At 71.9% G+C, this 16,782-nt stretch carries 21 protein-coding genes and 1 riboswitch; of the genes, 11 read left to right on the top strand and 10 right to left on the bottom strand.

The genetic code is table 11. The features are described 5' to 3' along the window. Positions 1–15 precede the first annotated feature (15 nt). Positions 16–936, bottom strand: coding sequence for a LysR family transcriptional regulator (locus RBJ77_RS00620; protein ID WP_372343129.1), 921 nt, complete (start codon positions 934–936; stop codon positions 16–18). A gap of 115 nt (positions 937–1,051) precedes the next feature. Between RBJ77_RS00620 and RBJ77_RS00615 the strand changes: the two genes are divergently transcribed. Next, positions 1,052–1,684: a LysE family translocator gene (locus RBJ77_RS00615; protein ID WP_372343128.1), complete on the top strand. Its 633-nt coding sequence runs from the start codon at positions 1,052–1,054 to the stop codon at positions 1,682–1,684. On the opposite strand, the gene RBJ77_RS00610 is transcribed toward RBJ77_RS00615, so the two are convergent. The 4 genes from RBJ77_RS00610 to RBJ77_RS00595 all read right to left on the bottom strand — a co-directional run bounded on the left by RBJ77_RS00610 (position 1,623) and on the right by RBJ77_RS00595 (position 4,221). Continuing rightward, positions 1,623–2,141, bottom strand: a complete 519-nt coding sequence (locus RBJ77_RS00610; protein WP_372343127.1) for a DUF6328 family protein — start codon at positions 2,139–2,141, stop codon at positions 1,623–1,625. The genes RBJ77_RS00615 and RBJ77_RS00610 overlap by 62 nt on opposite strands. A 114-nt stretch (positions 2,142–2,255) precedes the next feature. Beyond that, entirely contained in the window at positions 2,256–2,729 is a 474-nt protein-coding gene (locus RBJ77_RS00605) for a C40 family peptidase (protein ID WP_255970953.1), read from the bottom strand. 3 nt (positions 2,730–2,732) lie between these two features. Beyond that, a riboswitch (cyclic di-AMP (ydaO/yuaA leader) is annotated at positions 2,733–2,902 on the bottom strand. A gap of 367 nt (positions 2,903–3,269) precedes the next feature. Beyond that, positions 3,270–3,578 (bottom strand): hypothetical protein, encoded by a 309-nt coding sequence (locus RBJ77_RS00600; protein WP_372343126.1) that lies wholly within the window; start codon positions 3,576–3,578, stop codon positions 3,270–3,272. A 7-nt stretch (positions 3,579–3,585) separates the two neighbouring features. Beyond that, complete coding sequence (locus tag RBJ77_RS00595) at positions 3,586–4,221, bottom strand: ATP-dependent Clp protease proteolytic subunit (RefSeq protein ID WP_372343125.1); 636 nt, start codon at positions 4,219–4,221, stop codon at positions 3,586–3,588. A gap of 98 nt (positions 4,222–4,319) precedes the next feature. On the opposite strand from RBJ77_RS00595, the gene RBJ77_RS00590 reads away from it, so the two are divergent. Next, a complete protein-coding gene (locus tag RBJ77_RS00590) occupies positions 4,320–4,610 on the top strand; it encodes a type II toxin-antitoxin system Phd/YefM family antitoxin (RefSeq protein WP_372343124.1) in 291 nt (96 codons plus the stop codon). 90 nt (positions 4,611–4,700) lie between these two features. Here the strand turns inward: RBJ77_RS00590 and RBJ77_RS00585 are convergent, their stop codons facing one another. Then, positions 4,701–5,669 carry an ABC transporter permease gene (locus RBJ77_RS00585; protein WP_372343265.1) on the bottom strand — a complete coding sequence of 323 codons (969 nt, stop codon included), beginning with the start codon at positions 5,667–5,669 and terminating at the stop codon, positions 4,701–4,703. Between the two features lie 177 nt (positions 5,670–5,846). On the opposite strand from RBJ77_RS00585, the gene RBJ77_RS00580 reads away from it, so the two are divergent. The 8 genes from RBJ77_RS00580 (at position 5,847) to RBJ77_RS00545 (ending at position 12,998) form a co-directional block, all read left to right on the top strand. Continuing rightward, positions 5,847–6,473 (top strand): TetR/AcrR family transcriptional regulator, encoded by a 627-nt coding sequence (locus RBJ77_RS00580; protein WP_372343123.1) that lies wholly within the window; start codon positions 5,847–5,849, stop codon positions 6,471–6,473. 211 nt (positions 6,474–6,684) lie between these two features. Continuing rightward, positions 6,685–6,987 (top strand): urease subunit gamma, encoded by a 303-nt coding sequence (locus tag RBJ77_RS00575; RefSeq protein ID WP_372343122.1) that lies wholly within the window; start codon positions 6,685–6,687, stop codon positions 6,985–6,987. A gap of 16 nt (positions 6,988–7,003) precedes the next feature. Then, a complete protein-coding gene (locus RBJ77_RS00570; RefSeq protein WP_372343121.1) occupies positions 7,004–7,315 on the top strand; it encodes an urease subunit beta in 312 nt (103 codons plus the stop codon). Then, positions 7,308–9,029 carry an urease subunit alpha gene (locus RBJ77_RS00565; protein ID WP_372343120.1) on the top strand — a complete coding sequence of 574 codons (1,722 nt, stop codon included), beginning with the start codon at positions 7,308–7,310 and terminating at the stop codon, positions 9,027–9,029. Before RBJ77_RS00570 ends, RBJ77_RS00565 begins: the two co-directional genes overlap by 8 nt. A 16-nt stretch (positions 9,030–9,045) precedes the next feature. Then, the gene (locus RBJ77_RS00560) at positions 9,046–9,720 is read left to right on the top strand and encodes an urease accessory protein UreF (RefSeq protein WP_372343119.1); all 675 of its coding nucleotides are present in this window, start codon (positions 9,046–9,048) and stop codon (positions 9,718–9,720) included. A 58-nt stretch (positions 9,721–9,778) separates the two neighbouring features. Next, positions 9,779–10,456 carry an urease accessory protein UreG gene (gene ureG / locus RBJ77_RS00555; RefSeq protein ID WP_372343118.1) on the top strand — a complete coding sequence of 226 codons (678 nt, stop codon included), beginning with the start codon at positions 9,779–9,781 and terminating at the stop codon, positions 10,454–10,456. 2 nt (positions 10,457–10,458) lie between these two features. Next, complete coding sequence (locus RBJ77_RS00550) at positions 10,459–11,232, top strand: urease accessory protein UreD (protein WP_372343264.1); 774 nt, start codon at positions 10,459–10,461, stop codon at positions 11,230–11,232. A gap of 188 nt (positions 11,233–11,420) precedes the next feature. Further along, positions 11,421–12,998, top strand: coding sequence for an alpha/beta hydrolase (locus RBJ77_RS00545; RefSeq protein ID WP_372343117.1), 1,578 nt, complete (start codon positions 11,421–11,423; stop codon positions 12,996–12,998). Positions 12,999–13,040: 42 nt separating this feature from the next. On the opposite strand, the gene RBJ77_RS00540 is transcribed toward RBJ77_RS00545, so the two are convergent. Both RBJ77_RS00540 and RBJ77_RS00535 read right to left on the bottom strand, forming a co-directional pair. Beyond that, a complete protein-coding gene (locus tag RBJ77_RS00540; protein WP_372343116.1) occupies positions 13,041–14,075 on the bottom strand; it encodes an NAD-dependent epimerase/dehydratase family protein in 1,035 nt (344 codons plus the stop codon). An 87-nt stretch (positions 14,076–14,162) separates the two neighbouring features. Next, positions 14,163–14,879 carry a lysophospholipid acyltransferase family protein gene (locus RBJ77_RS00535; RefSeq protein WP_372343115.1) on the bottom strand — a complete coding sequence of 239 codons (717 nt, stop codon included), beginning with the start codon at positions 14,877–14,879 and terminating at the stop codon, positions 14,163–14,165. A gap of 219 nt (positions 14,880–15,098) precedes the next feature. On the opposite strand from RBJ77_RS00535, the gene RBJ77_RS00530 reads away from it, so the two are divergent. Next, entirely contained in the window at positions 15,099–15,485 is a 387-nt protein-coding gene (locus tag RBJ77_RS00530) for an SSI family serine proteinase inhibitor (RefSeq protein ID WP_372343114.1), read from the top strand. Between the two features lie 13 nt (positions 15,486–15,498). On the opposite strand, the gene RBJ77_RS00525 is transcribed toward RBJ77_RS00530, so the two are convergent. Together RBJ77_RS00525 and RBJ77_RS00520 are read right to left on the bottom strand one after the other, a co-directional pair. After that, a complete protein-coding gene (locus RBJ77_RS00525; protein ID WP_188340237.1) occupies positions 15,499–15,657 on the bottom strand; it encodes a hypothetical protein in 159 nt (52 codons plus the stop codon). Between the two features lie 94 nt (positions 15,658–15,751). Further along, positions 15,752–16,705: a cytochrome c oxidase assembly protein gene (locus tag RBJ77_RS00520; protein ID WP_372343113.1), complete on the bottom strand. Its 954-nt coding sequence runs from the start codon at positions 16,703–16,705 to the stop codon at positions 15,752–15,754. Between the last annotated feature and the right edge of the window lie 77 nt (positions 16,706–16,782).

The raw sequence follows: 16,782 nt of genomic DNA, 5'->3' as shown, positions 1-16,782 counted from the left end.
CTCGGCGACGTCCCGTCAACCGCCGGCCCGGCCGAACGTCCCGCGCACCAGCGCCCGGAAGCTGTCCACGGCCGGGTTCGTCTCGTCCGACCGGTGCACCAGCGAGATCGTGCGCCGCAGGTTCCCGGGTGCCAACTGCCGTACGCCGACCGGCGTCGCCGACGTCCGCGCCACCATCTCCGGCACCACCGCCACCCCGAGACCGGCGCTCACCAGCGCGCACACCAGCGCATAGCCGGGCGTCTCCACCAGGACGGACGGGGTCGCCCCGGCCTTCGCCAGCGCCGACTCGACGCCCTGGCGCGGCGGATGCGTCGGCGCCATGCTGATCAGCGGCTGCCCCGCGAGCTCACCGAGCGGCAGCCGGACCGTGCCCGCCGTCCCCGCGGTCAGCGCATGCCCGGGCGCCGTCACCAGGACCAACTCATCGACGAGCACCGGCTCCTGGACCACGGACGCGGGCACCGGCACCGGTTCCGCCGGGTCGTAGGCGTGGGTGAGCGCGACGTCCACCGTGCCGTCGGCCACGGCCGCGATCCCGAGCGGCGGCTCGTACCCCGCGACGGCCAGCTCCACCTCCGGGTGCGCCCGGCGGAACGCGGTGAGCGCGGGCGGCAGCAGATGCATCCCCGCCGTGGTGAACGTCCCGACCCGCAACCGCCCGCCCGACAGCCCGGCCACCCGCGCCAGTTCGTGCCGGGCCCGGTCCATCTCGTCGAGCACCCGGCGGGCCGCCGCCACCAGGACCTCGCCCGCCCCTGTCAGCCGGGCGCCCCGGTGGTGCCGCACGAGCAGCGCCGCCCCGGCCTCCCGTTCCAGCTTCGCCAGCTGCTGCGACAGGGCGGGCACCGTGAACCCCAGCCGCTGCGCGGCCCGGGTGATCGAACCGGCCTCGGAGACCGCCACCAGCGCGGCGAGCCGCGTCGGGTCGTACATGTCGGCCTCCGGCCACCGGGCGACACAGGATCGCCAAAGGGTTAAGCATTGCTTCAGGCAGACTCAGAATATTCCACATACCTGCTGAAGGCCGGGTTCGGGCAGGCTGGCGTCCATGGACGCTCAACTGGTCGCCTTCACGGGCGTCGCCGCGGGCATGGTGGCGCTGCCGGGCGCCGACTTCACCGTCGTCGTACGCAACTCGCTCGTCTCCCGCCGCGCCGGAGTGGCCTGCGCGCTCGGGGTCGCCGGGGGACTCCTCGTCCACACCGCGCTCGCGGTCGCCGGCGTCGCGGCCGTCCTCACCGCGGTGCCCACGCTCTTCCACGCACTGCAACTCGCGGGCGGCGCCTATGTGCTGTATTTGGGGGTGCGCACGCTCCAGTCGGCGCTGCGACCGCTGGGGGAGCGGGCCGAGGCCGCCGTCGACGCGGCGCGGGCCCCGGCGGGCGGCGCGCTGCGCCAGGGCTTCCTGACGAACACGCTCAACCCGAAGGCGCCCATCACCTTCTTGAGCGTGCTGCCGCAGTTCGTGCCCGCGGGCAGCCCGGCCCTGCCGCGGACGGCCGTGCTGTCGGCCGTCGTCGTGGCGCTCGCCCTGCTCTGGTTCCCGACCGTGGCCCTGCTCGTGGACCGGCTCGGCCGGTGGCTGCGCAGGCCGCGCACCGCCCGCGCCGTGGAGGGCGTCACCGGGAGCGCCCTGGTCCTGCTGGCTCTCGTTCTTCTTCTGGAACCGCTCTTCGCGTGACCAGCGAGCGCCGCAGCAGCCAGGGCAGCACCGCCCACAGCCCCGCACACACGACGAACGTGCCCGCAGCCGCCGCGATGCCGCTGCCCCGGTCGAGCGTCACATCGACCACCAGCAGCACCGAACCGGTCAGCGCGAGCACCAGCGCCGCCATCCCGTAGCCGGCCAGCCGCGACGAGATCTGCACCAGCTCCCGCTTCGCACCCATCTGGAACAGCACGCGGTGCACGGCGGCGGGCGCCATGAGCAGGGCGGCCGCCAGCACAGCGAGCAGCAGGGTCGTCACGTACGTGGCGCGCTGCACGGTGTCCAGGGACGGGAAGCGCGACGTGAACGCGAGCGTCAACAAGAAGGCGAACAGGAACTGCACCCCGGTCTGGATGACCCGGAGTTCCTGCAGCAGCTCACTGAAGTTCCGGTCCGCCCGTTCCAGGGGCGTCTCGTTGCGCTCCTTCATGCCGCACGGGTATCCAGCCGGGACGATCTCAATCGGGACCGTTCGCGGCGCATGGGGACGGGCCTGGCGCCCGGCCCGTCCCCACGGGCGGTTCTGCGGCAGCGGCGGTGCGGATCAGCGCACCCGGCCGTACCAGACGCTCTTCGTCCAGATCTTCTGCAGTCGCACCACGTCCCCGGTCTTCGGGGAGTGCCAGATCCGGCCCTTACCGGCGTAGATCCCGACGTGGTAGACGCTCCGGCCCGAGTGGAAGAACACCAGGTCACCGCGCTTGCGGCTGTGTACGGAGACATGACGGGTCTTGTTGTACTGCTGCGCGGCGGTACGGGGCAGCTTCTTGCCCGCCCGCTTGAACGAGTAGAGCGTCAGGCCCGAGCAGTCGAACCGGTGCGGCCCCGTGGCGCCCCACTTGTACGGCGATCCCTTCTTGGAGGCCGCGACCTGGAGTGCCTTGGTCGCGGACGTGGCCGCCGATGCCTCGGCCGCGGCGCCGGGGACCATGAGCCCGGCTCCCGCGACGGCGAGGGTCAGGGCCGAAGCGGTTCCGGCCCGGGTCAGCAGCGAGGGGACACGATTGAGCGCAGTCATGCGCAACCCTTCGTCAGCCGCCTGCGAAGGATGACCTGTCGGGTTCGGGCCGGCGAAGATGCCCGGCCGCTCGCGGCGGCTTCACCCCAAGGACCACTCGGAACGGCTGCTCCGGTGGACCGTCGTGCCTGGGTCCTCCACTCCTGCCGATGCACTTCTGTCGACCTGGCATCCGGGCGGCGGCAGGACTCGGCGTCCGCACGGACCGCCCCGCCGCGGCGGCGGGGGCTTGTCGTCGGAAGGGATCTTCACGCACGGATGTCGAGAAAACCGAGCTGAACCGGCGGTAAGTGAGGCTCCTCACGCTTGACCCGTTCAGGTGGACAGTGCGGCTTTCGGTGCCCGGCCGCGACGCCCGACGACGCTCGTACCAGCGACGGAACATCAAATTCCGGTGGTCGCGTACAGCCGTGACGCAACTCCGGCGGGCTTCATGGAGGACGAACGTCTACGCCGTTCGGGGGTACACCGTCTGGGCCGTTTCGATCCCGGCACAGACGGGTCGGTCGTCGCGCGAGCACACCTCAACTCTCGTCGACCTCAACTGACCACTTCTGGCGGCAAAGTGACCCTCTGTGTTCGCCTCTCTCCGTCAAGGACGCGCAAAGCCCGTGCGAGGGTTGTCGCGTGCACCTCGTGCTCGCCGCGCTGGTGCATCAGCGTCAGGGCGTCCCGCAGGGCCGTCGCCCGGCTGACGAGCGCCTGCGCCGCCCGCAGGCCCCGGTAGGTGTCGTCGCCGCGCGCCGGATTGATCCGCGCGATCAGATCGACCACGGCCAGATAGCTGTCCACGAGCTCGCACTCGGCGCGGGTCAGTGCGGGCAGGGGCGGTGGTTCGGGTGGATACATCGGCGCCTCACCTCGTGCCCGGCGTGCTCGCCGACGCCTTGCGGTTCTGCAGGACGTGGTCCACCAGGCCGTACTCCAGGGCCTGCTGGGAGGTCAGTACGGTGTCCCGCTCGATGGCGTCGCTGATCTGCGCCCGGGACCTGGTGGAGTGCCGGGCGAGCAGTTCCTCCACCTGCTCGCGCATGCGCACCATCTCGCGCGCGTAGATCTCCAGATCGGTCGGCTGCCCCTGCGCCGGCTCCGGCAGCGCGGGCTGGTCGAGCACCACCCGCGACCCGGGCAGCATCATCCGCTTCCCCGGCGCGCCCGCCGCGAGCAGCACCGCGGAGACCGAGGCGGCCTGCCCCAGACACGTCGTCTCCACCTCGCAGCTGACGAACTGCATCGTGTCGTAGATCGCCGTCATCGCGCTGAACGAGCCGCCGGGGGAGTTGATGTACAGCGAGATGTCCTGGTCGGGCGCCAGGTACTCGAGGTGCATGAACTGCGCCATCACGTCGTTGGCCGACGTGTCGTCGATCGGGGTGCCTAGGAAGACGATCCGCTCCTCCAGCAGCTTCGAGTACGGATCGAGGGTGCGCTGCCCCGACGAGGTGCGCTCGGTGAACTCGGGCAGGACGTAACGGCCGGACGGACGGGTCATGGTGCTCGCGCCTCCTGTGCTCATGACGGTGCCCGGGCGGGCCGGGAAGCCGTCCCTGTAAAAAATGTACAGGACGTACATGACGTACGATGGTGAGCATGGCCTACGAGATTCCGGTGACGCAAGCCAGGGCTGAGCTCGCCGAATTGATCAACCGCGTGGTGTACGGCGGCGAGCGCGTGGTCGTCACCCGGCACGGCAAGCCCCTCGTCGCCCTTGTCTCGGCCGCTGACCTGGAACGACTGGAGGCGCTCGGGGAGTCGGCGGGCGACCCGGTCGAGGAGCCGGTGATCAGTGCCGTGTCGAGGATCGGCGGCCTGACGTCCGCTCCGGGCGAACGGCAGCGGTTCGGCATCGCCGCCGAGCACCGCGGCCCCGAGGTCCGCTGACGGTCCGGCGACCCGGTTCTACGCGCAAAAGGACCGTGCACCCCCGTCCGCTACAGCGGGGGTGCACGGTCGGTCCGGGCGCGGGAGCTGTCAGCCCACGGGCTGCGGGGTCCGCGCCGGCGCGCGGGCGGGCTCGGGGCGCGTCCGCCGCCCGCGCAGGCCGCCGAGCAGGACGGCCGTGAGGCCGAGCGCCACCCACACGGCGAGGGTCAGCGCGGGCGCCGCGGCCCGCGCCCCGTCGAAGTAGGCGACCGAGCGCAGCAGCGAGCCCCCGGCGCCCGGCGGCAGCAACTGGCCGAGGAATCCGGCCGGTTCGGGCAGCAGCTGGGGCGCCGAGGTCATCCCGGAGAACGGGTTGCCGAGCAGCACCATCAGGAGCGCGCCCACGCCGATGCCCGCCGGGCCGAGCAGCGCCGCGAGTCCGGCGACCGTCGCCCCCACGGCGAGCGAGGAGAGGCCGAGGACTCCCGCCTCCGCCCACCAGTTGCCGGTCAGTGCCCCGAGCCAGCTGTGTGCCAGGGCGGCCACCACGACGCCGACCACCGCGGACGCGGCGAGCAGCGCGCCCACCGCCCGCACCCCGCGCAGCCGCAGCAGCGTGACGATCGAACCGCCCGCGATGCCCGCGATCGCCAGCGGCAGCGCGCTCGAACCCAGCACGGCGCCACGGGGATCCGCGGCCGGCGCCGGCACGACGTCCACCGTCCGCACCTGCACCGCGTCCGGCGCCTGCGCCGTCACGGCCTGCTGCAGCAGCTGCGCCACGACGGGCCCCGCCGCCGACGCGGTCAGCAGCGTCGGCCCGCCGGGTCCGGCCACCACCGCTCCGTACACGGTCCGGTCCTCGATCGCGGCCCGTGCGGCCGCCTCGTCCGCGTACCGGTGGATCTCGAACGCCCCTTCCTTCGCCCGGAGTCCGTGCTCCAGGGGTGCGGTGGCGGAGGCGGGTCCCGCGACGCCCAGCGGCAGGTCGCGCGGCGCCGTCCGGGCGGCGGGCCAGGCGAAGGCCCAGAGGGCCAGCGCCGACAGCAGCGGGACGAGCAGCGCCACGACCAGCATGTTGCGGCCGTGCCGGGGTGCGGCCGGGGTGCGGGGAGTGTCGGGCGTGGGCGGCGTGGCGGACATGGGGTCCTCCGAGGAGCTAAAAAGAAGGATCGTTCGTTTTGCTTGATGGCCTCACTGTCACGCCGTCGCGGAATCTTGTCAAGAAGGAATGTTCGTTTTACTTTGAGAACCATGGCCCGCGTATCCCAGCAGCACCTCGACGCCCGCCGCCGCCAGATCATGGACGGCGCCGCGCTCTGCTTCGCCCGGAACGGCTTCCACGCCACCTCGATGCAGGACGTCCTCAAGGAGGTGGACCTGTCCGCAGGGGCGGTCTACCGGTACTTCCGGGGCAAGGACGAGCTGATCCAGGCCATCGTCACGGAGGTGCTCGACGACGTCAGGGCCGCGTTCGAGGCCGTCGGCAAGGAGCCGTCGCCCCCGCCGCCGCACGAACTCGTGGGCACGGTGCTCGGGCAGATGCTCCGGTCGAGACCGGCGCTCCAGGTCGACGGGGTCTTCTACTTCCCCCGTCTGATGGTGCAGGTGTGGACGGAGACGCTGCGCAACGAGGGGCTCGCGACCGTGCTCCACGAGGGGTACGCCAAGGTCCGGGACGCCTGGGTCGAGATCGTGAAGGGGTACCAGGAGGCCGGGATGATGCGCGCCGATCTGGACCCGGACGCGGTCGCCCGCACGATGATCGCCGCCGTCCAGGGGTTCGCGGCCCAGCAGGCGCTCTTCGGTGAACTCCCGGTCGAGACGCTCCAGGTCGGACTGCGCGGCCTGATGAGCATGGGGGACCCCGCCGGGTCTTGATCGGGTCAGCGCGCGGCAATGCGGCGGTCAAGCATCGGTTAACGTCGTTGAAACTCCGCCCAACTACCCTGCGCCCCACGCCACCAGGGGTTTTTGTAGCCGGGGTGCACAAGATCATGTGCACTCGTTGTGTGTTACATCTATATCCGTCGCGGTGGCCGCGGCAGCCGGGCCCCGCACGGCCCGGGTCGAAGGACTGTGAGGTGGGACCGTGCAGCTGACCCCGCACGAGCAGGAGAGACTGCTCATCCATGTGGCCGCCGACGTGGCCGAGAAGCGCCGGGCCAGGGGTCTTCGGCTCAACCACCCCGAGGCGATCGCGCTGCTCACCTCGCACATCCTCGAAGGCGCGCGCGACGGCCGCACCGTCGCCGAACTCATGGCCTCCGGACGCAAGGTGCTCACCCGCGACGACGTCATGGAGGGCATCCCCGAGATGATCCACGACGTCCAGGTCGAGGCGACCTTCCCGGACGGCACCAAGCTCGTCACCGTCCACGAGCCGATCGTCTGACGGGAGAGCGGCAGCCATGATTCCCGGAGAGATCCTCTTCGCCGACGAACCGGTCGTGTACAACGAGGGCCGCGACGTCATACGCATGACGGTGCTCAACGCCGCCGACCGCCCCATCCAGGTCGGCTCCCACTACCACTTCGCCGAGGCCAACCCCGGCCTCGACCTCGACCGCGCCGCCGCCCGCGGCCGCCGGCTCAACATCGCGGCGGGCACCGCCGTCCGCTTCGAACCCGGCATCCCCGTCGACGTCGAACTCGTCCCCCTCGCGGGCAACCGCGTCGTCGTCGGCCTGCGCGGCGAGACCGGAGGTGCCCTCGATGCCTGAGCTGTCCCGCGCCGCCTACGCCGACCTGTTCGGCCCCACCACCGGCGACCGGATCCGCCTCGCCGACACCGACCTGCTCGTCGAGATCGAGGAGGACCGCTCCGGCGGCCCCGGACGCTCCGGCGACGAGGCCGTGTTCGGCGGCGGCAAGGTCATCCGCGAGTCCATGGGCCAGTCCCGCGCCACGCGCGCCGAGGGCACCCCGGACACCGTCGTCACCGGTGCCCTGATCATCGACCACTGGGGCGTCGTCAAGGCCGACGTCGGCATCCGCGACGGCCGCATCACCGGCATCGGCAAGGCCGGCAACCCCGACACCATGGACGGCGTCCACCCCGACCTCGTCATCGGACCGGAGACCGAAGTCCTCGCGGGCAACGGGAAGATCCTCACCGCGGGCGGCATCGACACCCACATCCACTTCATCTCGCCGACCATCGTCGACGAGGCGCTCGCCTCCGGCGTGACCACCCTGGTGGGCGGCGGGACGGGCCCCGCCGAGGGCACCAAGGCGACGACCATCACCCCCGGCTCCTGGCACCTCGCCCGGATGTTCGCCGCGATGGAGAACAGCCCCGTCAACATCGGCTTCCTCGGCAAGGGCAACACCATGTCGAAGCCGTCCATGCGGGACCAACTGCGCGCGGGCGTCTGCGGGTTCAAGATCCACGAGGACTGGGGCGCCACCCCCGCCGTGATCTCCGCGTGCCTCGACGTGTGCGAGGAGTCCGGCGCCCAGCTGGCCGTGCACACCGACACGCTGAACGAGGCCGGCTTCGTCCAGGACACCTTCGACGCCGTCGGCGGCCGCACCCTGCACGCCTTCCACGTCGAGGGCGCGGGCGGCGGCCACGCCCCCGACATGATCACCGCCGTGCAGCTGCCCAACATGCTGCCGAGCTCGACCAACCCGACCCGGCCGCACACCGTCAACACCGTCGAGGAACACCTCGACATGCTGATGGTCTGCCACCACCTCAACCCCGCCGTCCCCGAGGACCTCGCCTTCGCCGAGTCCCGCATCCGGCCCACCACCATCGCGGCCGAGGACATCCTGCACGACATGGGCGCCATCTCGATCATGTCGTCGGACTCCCAGGCCATGGGCCGGATCGGCGAGGTCATCATGCGGACCTGGCAGACCGCCCACGTGATGAAGCGCCGCCGCGGCCTCCTGCCGGGCGACGTCCGCGCCGACAACGCCCGCGCCCGCCGCTACGTCGCCAAGTACACGATCAACGCGGCGATCGCCCAGGGCATCGAGCACGAGGTCGGCTCCGTCGAGACCGGCAAGCTCGCCGACCTGGTGCTGTGGGACCCCAAGTTCTTCGGCGTGAAACCGCAGGTCGTCCTCAAGGGAGGGCAGATCGCGTACGCGCAGATGGGCGACGCCAACGCCTCGATTCCCACCCCGCAGCCCGTCCTGCCGCGCCCCATGTTCGGCGCGTACGGGAAGGCGCCCGCCGCCAACTCCCTCAACTTCGTGACGGAGACGGCGATCGAGGACGGACTCGCGGACCGGCTCGGGCTCGACCGGGCCTTCGTGCCGATCCGGTCGACCCGCGGCCGCAGCAAGGCCGACATGGTCAACAACGACACGCTGCCGCGCGTCGAGGTCGCCCCCGACTCGTTCGCGGTGACCATCGACGGCGAGCTCGTCGAACCCGCCCCGGCCGCCGAACTGCCGCTCGCCCAGCGGTACTTCCTGTTCTGATCGGCGTACGAGTCCCATGACGCGCGCAGCACTGCTCGTCCTGGCCGACGGACGCTTCCCCGCCGGAGGGCACGCCCACTCCGGCGGGGCGGAGGCCGCGGTCAAGGCCGGACGCATCACCGGCGCGGCCGGCCTGGCAGAGTTCTGCCGGGGCCGTCTGCACACCAGCGGCGCGGTGTCGGCCGCCCTCGCCGCCGCCGCGGCGCTCGGTGTCGACCCCGTCGCCCTCGACGGGGCGGCCGACGCCCGCACCCCTTCCGCCGCCCTGCGCGTGGCCGCGCGCAAGCTCGGGCGGCAGCTGATGCGGGCCGCCCGCACCACCTGGCCGCACCCCGAACTCGAAGCCCTGGCGCGGCAGTTCCCCAAGGGGGCGCACCAGCCCGTCGTGCTCGGCCTGGCCGCCCGCGCGGCCGGGCTCGGCCCCGAGGACGCCGCGTACTGCTCCGCGTACGAAAGCGTCAGCGGGCCCGCGACCGCCGTCGTGCGGCTGCTGAGCCTCGACCCGTTCGACGCGACCGGCGTGCTCGCGCGGCTCGCGCCCGAGGTCGACCTGGTCGTGCGGGACGCCGTGGACGCGGCGAGCCGGGCCGTCGACCTCGGGGCCGACGCGCTGCCCGCCGGATCCGCGCCGCTGCTGGAGATCGGCGCGGAGGCGCACGCCGCCTGGCCCGTGCGGCTGTTCGCGTCCTGAGGTCCGCGTCCGCCCGGGCCGACCGTCCTTACCCCCACGACACTGGAGCCGTACCACCATGCACCTCGACCACTCCCACGACGGCCCCGCCGCCGTCTCCGCCGACGCCCACCGCCCCGACGGCACCCGCCGCGCCCTGCGCATCGGCCTGGGCGGCCCCGTCGGGTCCGGCAAGACCGCGACCGTCGCCGCGCTCTGCCGTGCCCTGCGCGACCAGCTCTCCCTCGCCGTCGTCACGAACGACATCTACACCCGCGAGGACGCCGAGTTCCTGCTCCGCGAGGCCGTCCTGCCGCCCGAGCGGATCACCGCCGTGGAGACCGGCGCCTGCCCGCACACCGCGATCCGCGACGACATCTCCGCCAACCTCGAAGCGGTGGAGGACCTGGAGGACGACCTCGGACCGCTCGACCTGATCCTTGTCGAGTCCGGCGGCGACAACCTCACCGCCACCTTCTCCAAGGGCCTCGTCGACGCGCAGGTCTTCGTGATCGACGTCGCGGGCGGCGACGACATCCCGCGCAAGGGCGGCCCCGGCGTCACCACCGCCGACCTGCTCGTCATCAACAAGACCGACCTCGCCCCGTACGTCGGCTCCGACCTCGCCCGGATGGCCGCCGACGCCAAGGAGCAGCGCGGCGACCTCCCGGTCGTGCTCCAGTCGCTGCGCTCGGAGGCCGGCGTCGGCGACGTCGCGGCCTGGGTGCGCGCCCGGCTCGCCGCGTGGACGGCGTGACGGTGACCGGGGCGGCGGCGGGCGTCCGGTCCAGCGCGCGGATCGCGGCCCGCGGCGACGGACGGGGCGGCACCGCGCTGCCCGTCCTGGAGAGCGAGGGGTCGTTCGCGCTCCGCCGCACCCGCGCCGTGGCCGCCGCCGAGGCCCGGGTCATGCTCGTCGGCGCCATGAGCGGCCCGCTCGGCGGCGACCACTTCACCGTCGAGGCGCACGCCGACGAGGGCGCCCGCCTGCACGTCGGCTCGGTCGCCGCCACCCTCGCCCTGCCCGGACAGGCCAAGGGCGAGGCCCGCTACGACGTCCGGCTCACCGTCGCGGACGGCGCCCGACTCGACTGGCTGCCCGAGCAGTTGATCTCCGCGGGCGGCAGCGAGCTGCGCGTCACCACCCGCGCCGACCTCGCCCCCGGCGCCCGCCTCGTGCTGCGCGAGGAGCAGGTGCTCGGCCGGACGGGGGAGGAGCCGGGTAGGCTCACCAGCCGGCTGACCGTCCACCACGCCGGACGCCCGCTGCTCGACCAGGAACTCGCCTGCGGCCCCGGGGCCCCCGGCGGCTGGGACGGCCCCGCCGTCCTGGCCGGACACCGGGCCCTCGGACAACTCGTCGTGGTCCGGCCCGAGTTCGGCACCGACCGACCGGCCGCCGCCGTCCTCGACGAGGCCGGGACCGCCGCGCTCACGCCGCTCGCGGGCCCCGCAGTCCTGGTCACGGCGGTCGCCCCGGACGCGCTCCGGCTGCGCCGGACGCTCGACGCGGCGCTGCGCCGACTGGCCTGACCGCTCACCGGGACGAGTTATACCGTTTATCGGATTGGTAAAGAACGTCTGTCATCTCTGTTGTCAGGGACCCCCCACAGGACAGGATCCGCGTACCGATCGTCAACACGATCGAAGTAACGCTCGAATCGACGTGCGGGAGGCCTCACTTGAGACGGACTCGACAGACGAGTCGCGGCAGCCGGAAGGTGGTGATCGGTTCCGCGGGCGCGTTCGCCGCGGCGGCGCTGATAGCGGGAGCGGTCGCCGCCCCCGCCGCCAACGCCGAGCCGCAGAAGAACGGCAGCAGCACCCAGAACCGTGAGGCCAGGGGCGCGGCCGTCGCCGCGGCCAAGGCGGCCAAGGCGGGCATCGACTGGAAGGACTGCCCCGCGGACTGGGGCCTCGCCAAGCCCATCCAGTGCGGCTGGGTCACCGTGCCGCTGGACTACGCGAAGCCGTACGGCAAGCAGATCAAGCTCGCCGTCGACCGCATCGGCAACACCGGCACCAAGGACGAGCGCCAGGGCGCTCTCGTCTACAACCCGGGCGGCCCCGGTGGTTCCGGTATGCGCTTCCCGACGCGTGTGACCGCGAAGAACCCGCTGTGGGCGAAGACCTCGAAGGCGTACGACTTCGTCGGCTTCGACCCGCGCGGCGTCGGCCACTCCGCGCCGATCTCCTGCATCGACCCGCAGGAGTTCGTCAAGGCGCCCAAGGCCGACCCGGTCCCCGACACCGAGGCGGACAAGCTTGCCCAGCGCAAGCTCGCCAAGGAGTACGCGGACGGCTGCTACGAGCGCAGCGGCGAGATGCTGCCGCAGATGACGACGCCGAACACGGCACGTGACCTCGACGTCATCCGCGCCGCCCTCGGCGAGAAGAAGCTCAACTACCTGGGCGTCTCCTACGGCACCTACCTGGGCGCCGTCTACGGCACGCTGTTCCCGGGCCACGTCCGCCGCATGATCGTGGACAGTGTCGTCAACCCGGCGAAGGACAACATCTGGTACCAGGCCAACCTGAACCAGGACATCGCCTTCGAGGGCCGCTGGAAGGACTGGCAGGACTGGGTCGCCAAGAACGACGCGACCTTCCACCTCGGTGACACCCGCGCCAAGGTCCAGCAGCAGTGGGAGACGCTGCGGGCCGCCGCGAAGAAGAGCCCCATCGGCGGGGTCGTCGGCCCGGCCGAGCTGATCTCCTTCTTCCAGAGCGCGCCGTACTACGACTCGGCGTGGGTGCCCACCGCCCAGGTGTGGAGCGACTACGTCGCCGGCGACACCCAGGCGCTGGTCGACGCGGCCTCCCCCGACATGTCGGACACCGCGGGCAACGCGTCCTCGGAGAACGGCAACGCGGTGTACACCGCGGTCGAGTGCGCCGACGCCAAGTGGCCCACCAGCTGGTCGAAGTGGGACAAGGACAACACCGAGCTCCACAAGAAGTACCCGTTCATGACGTGGGCCAACGCATGGATGAACCTGCCGTGCGCCACGTGGAAGACCAAGCAGCAGACGCCGGTCGACGTGAAGACCGGCAAGGGCCTGCCGTCGGTCCTCATCGTGCAGTCCACGCGTGACGCCGCCACCCCGTACGAGGGCGCCGTCGAGCTGCACAAGCGCTTCAAGGGCTCCCGCCTGATCACCGAGAAGGACGCGGGCTCGCACGGTGTCACCGGTCTGACCAACCCCTGCATCAACGACCGGGTCGACACGTACCTGCTCACCGGCAAGGTCGACAGCAAGGACGTGACGTGCGCTCCGCACGCCACGCCCAAGCCGTGACCTTCGCTTCCTGAGACGAGCCGGGCCCTCATCGGGCCCGGCTCACCTCTGTGCGGCGAGCCAGGCGTCCTCGGCCGCGTAGTCGAAGAGCCCGGTCGTGTACGACGCGACCATCTTCGGGAAGCCGTCCACCCAGTCCTGCTCCCGCAGCCGCCCGGCCAGCCACTCGACCGTCTCCGGCAGCGCGTCGGCGTACGTGGTCACCGGCTTGTACCCGAGCTCCCGCTCCGCGGCGGACATGTCGAAGAGGAAGGGGTGCGGCAGCGACCACGGGGTGTCGCCGACGGTCGGCACCGGCGGCGGCCCGTCCACGAGCACCGTCTCCGTCTCCACCCCCATCAGGGCGTCGATCATCGTGCCGATCTCGGCGACGGTGGGGCAGTCCGGGTCCGCGCCGTTGAGCACCCGTGAGCCCGGTCGCGCCGCGGCCAGCCGGACCAGCTCCGCCAGGTTGGCGACGCTCGCCGGGTTGAAGCGGCTCTCGCCCTTGTAGGCGAGCACGCGCGTGCGGCGCCCGTCCAGGTTCCGCTTCACGAAGTACAGCTCGCGCGGCGTGCGGCAGTACCTCCCGTGCACCGCGGACGCCCGCACCAACGTCGTGGGCAGGGTCTCGCCCAGCGCCAGCAGGTCCTGCTCCAGCTGGATCTTGCGCGTCCCGTACGTCGCGTCGCCGGGCCCCACCGTCCGGTGCGTCTCCGCCACCGGACCCGGGTACCGAGGCCAGCCGTCCGGCTCGCCCTGCGTGTCGAAACTGCGGCCCTGCTCGTCCTCGTAGACCGCGCCGCTGGAGATCACGACCGCCGAACCCATCCGGTCGGCGAGCTTCGTGAGCTGCTGCCCGTGCGCCCTGGTGAACGCCACCATGTCGACGACCAGGTCGACTCCGTCACCGACCAGCGCCGCGAGCGCCGCGTCGTCCTCCCGGTCGAGCCGCACCGTGCGCACCTCGTCGGACCAGCCCTCGTCCCGCCGGCCACCGAGCGAGGCCGCGGTCACCGCCCAGCCGTCCTCCGCCAGGGCGCGCACCGACGCCCGCCCGATCTGTCCTGCCGCACCGATCACCAAAGCCGTCTTCATGCCGGGACCGTACGCCGGTCCCCGACCGGTGCCCATCGGATTCTGCTCAGCGCAGAGCCCGGAACCCCGCCGGTCGCGGACGGCGTGTCAGCTCAGCGGCATGCGGGGGAACCGCCGCACCTTCGCCTCCTCGGCCTCCGCCTTCACGAGAGCCGCGTACTTGTCGACGTACTCCTGCCCGGACAGCTCCAGGATCGCGTACATGATCTCGTCCGTGACGGCCCGCAGGATCGCCTTCTCGCCGTCCATCCCCGCGTACCGCGAGAAGTCCATCGCCTTGCCGAACCGGATCGTCACCCGGCGCATGCTGGGGATCTTCTGACCCGGCGGCTGCGCCTCGAACGTGCCGATCATCGCGCAGGGAACGACCGGCACCTGCGCCTTCAGGGCCATCGCCGCGACCCCGACCTTGCCCTTGTAGAGGCGCCCGTCGTGCGAGCGGGTGCCCTCCGGGTAGATGCCGAGCAGCTCGCCCCTGCGCAGCACCCCGAGCCCCTCGCGGATCGCGGCCTGCCCCGCCTCCTTGCCGGACCGGTCGACCGGGATCTGGCCCGCGCTGCGGAAGAAGGCCGCCGTCAGACGGCCCTTGACGCCCGGGCCGGTGAAGTACTCCGCCTTGGCGAGGAACGTGATCCGCCGCTTGATGATGGCCGGCATGAGGAAGTGGTCCGAGAACGACAGGTGATTGCCCGCGACGATCGCGGCGCCGGACTCGGGGATGTGCTCAAGGCCCTCGATCCGCGGCCGGAACATCAGCCGCAGCAGCGGCCCGAGGATCACGTACTTGAGCAGTCGGTAGAACATTGCCGTCGCCTTCCCCCATGAAGTCTGTGAACCGAGTCAATGCGAAGTTCTCGGTCCGTGGACCCGGTGCGTGCGTGCGCACAGTAGTCAATCGACCGGCCCGGCGCGAGAGCCCGATCGGGCCTCGTCCGGCGCCCGGTCGGCGCGTCCGCTTGGCAGCGCGGGACACGGACGGTGCGCTGTTGCCACCCTGACGTCCCAGCCCCGGAGGCCCTCCGCATGCGTCCCCTCCACGTCGCCGCAGCCGCGCTCCTGTCCCTCGCCGCGGCCGCCCCCGCCCAGGCCGCCACCGAGCCCGCGCCGCCCCGCGGCCTGTTCCTCACCGTGTCGGGCGACGACAACACCTGGATCCGCGGCGTGCTGCTGCGCTGCGAGCCCGAGCTCGCGGGGCACCACCCGTACGCCGCCGAGGCGTGCGCCGCGCTCGACGATGCGAGCGGGGACCTCGACGAACTGCGGGGGGAGCCGCGGACGTGCACCAAGGAGTTCAACCCGGTCACCGTCTCGGCGACGGGCACGCACCGCGGCCGGCTGACCGCCTGGCACAAGACGTTCGCCAACGCCTGCGCCCTGGACGCCGCGACCGGCCACGTCTTCCGGTTCTGAGCCCCGGCCGGCGTCAGGCGCTGCGCGACGCCACCATCGCCACGGTGATCAGGCCGAGCACGACCCAGCCGAACCACAGCCAGCCGTTGCTCCCGAGCGCCACCGTGTAGGCGGTCACGGCCACCAGACCGCCGACGGTGAACGCACCCATCGTCTTCGTGGATCCGGGCATCACACACCCTCCTCCCGGCAGCCGGACGGCGTACGGTGTGCGGCGCCCGAGCCGCGGCCAGAAGGCCATAGTCACCCGTGATCGGGCGGTGGCGCTACTGTCCGCGCGCGTTCAGGGAGGCCAGATAGGCGTTGTACGCCGCCAGCTCCTGGTCGCCGTCCCGGTCCGCGGCGCGGTCCTTGCGGCGCGCCTGCCGGTCGTCCGACTTCTTCCACTGGAAGAGCAGCGCCAGCAGCACCAGCACCGACGGCACCTCGCTGAACGCCCAGGCGATGCCGCCGGCCGCCGTCTGGTCGGCCATCGGATCGATGCCCAGGGAGGCCGGCGGGTTCTCGAACGTCCCGACCATCGTGGTGCTCGCCATCATCAGGGCGATGCCGAAGAACGCGTGGAACGGCATGCCCGCGAACAGCTCGAGCATGCGCATCACGTAGCCGGGACGGTGCGGGCCCGGGTCGACGCCCATGATCGGCCAGAAGAACACCAGACCCACGGCCAGGAAGTGCACCATCATGCCGATGTGCCCGACCTTCGATCCCATGAGGAAGTCGAACAGCGGCGTGAAGTACAGCGCGTACAGGCTCGCGATGAACAGCGGGATCGTGAACGCCGGGTGCGTGATGATCCGCATGTAGCGGCTGTGCAGCAGCATCAGGAGCAGCTCGCGCGGCCCCTTGCGGCCCCGCTGCGCCGACACCGGCAGCGCGCGCAGCGCCAGCGTGATGGGGGCGCCCATGAGCAGCAGGATCGGCGACAGCATGCTGATGACCATGTGCTGCACCATGTGCACGCTGAACATGACCATCCCGTAGTCGTTCAGCTTGGTGCACATCACCAGACCGATGCTGAGCACGCCCACGACGAACGAGATCGTCCGGGCCACCGGCCACGCGTCGCCGCGCCGCGCGAGCCGCACGACACCCCACCCGTACAGGGCCAGCGCGAGGAGGCAGCCGACAAGGAAGAAGGGGTCGGCCGACCAGCCCAGGCCACGCCCCAGCGTGAACGGCGGCAGATCCATGTTCATGCCGTGCCCGCTGTGATCCATCCGCCGGCTCCTGTTGCTCGTTTCGTACGGATTGTGCGCCACCAGAGTAGAACTGCCCCCGGCCGCGCTTTCGGCCG

The sequence above is a fragment of the Streptomyces sp. KL116D genome, from assembly GCF_030766975.1.
Taxonomy (GTDB): domain Bacteria; phylum Actinomycetota; class Actinomycetes; order Streptomycetales; family Streptomycetaceae; genus Streptomyces; species Streptomyces longispororuber_A.
Note: the sequence above shows the minus strand (reverse complement) of the source record. Positions and strands in the feature narration are given on the sequence as shown.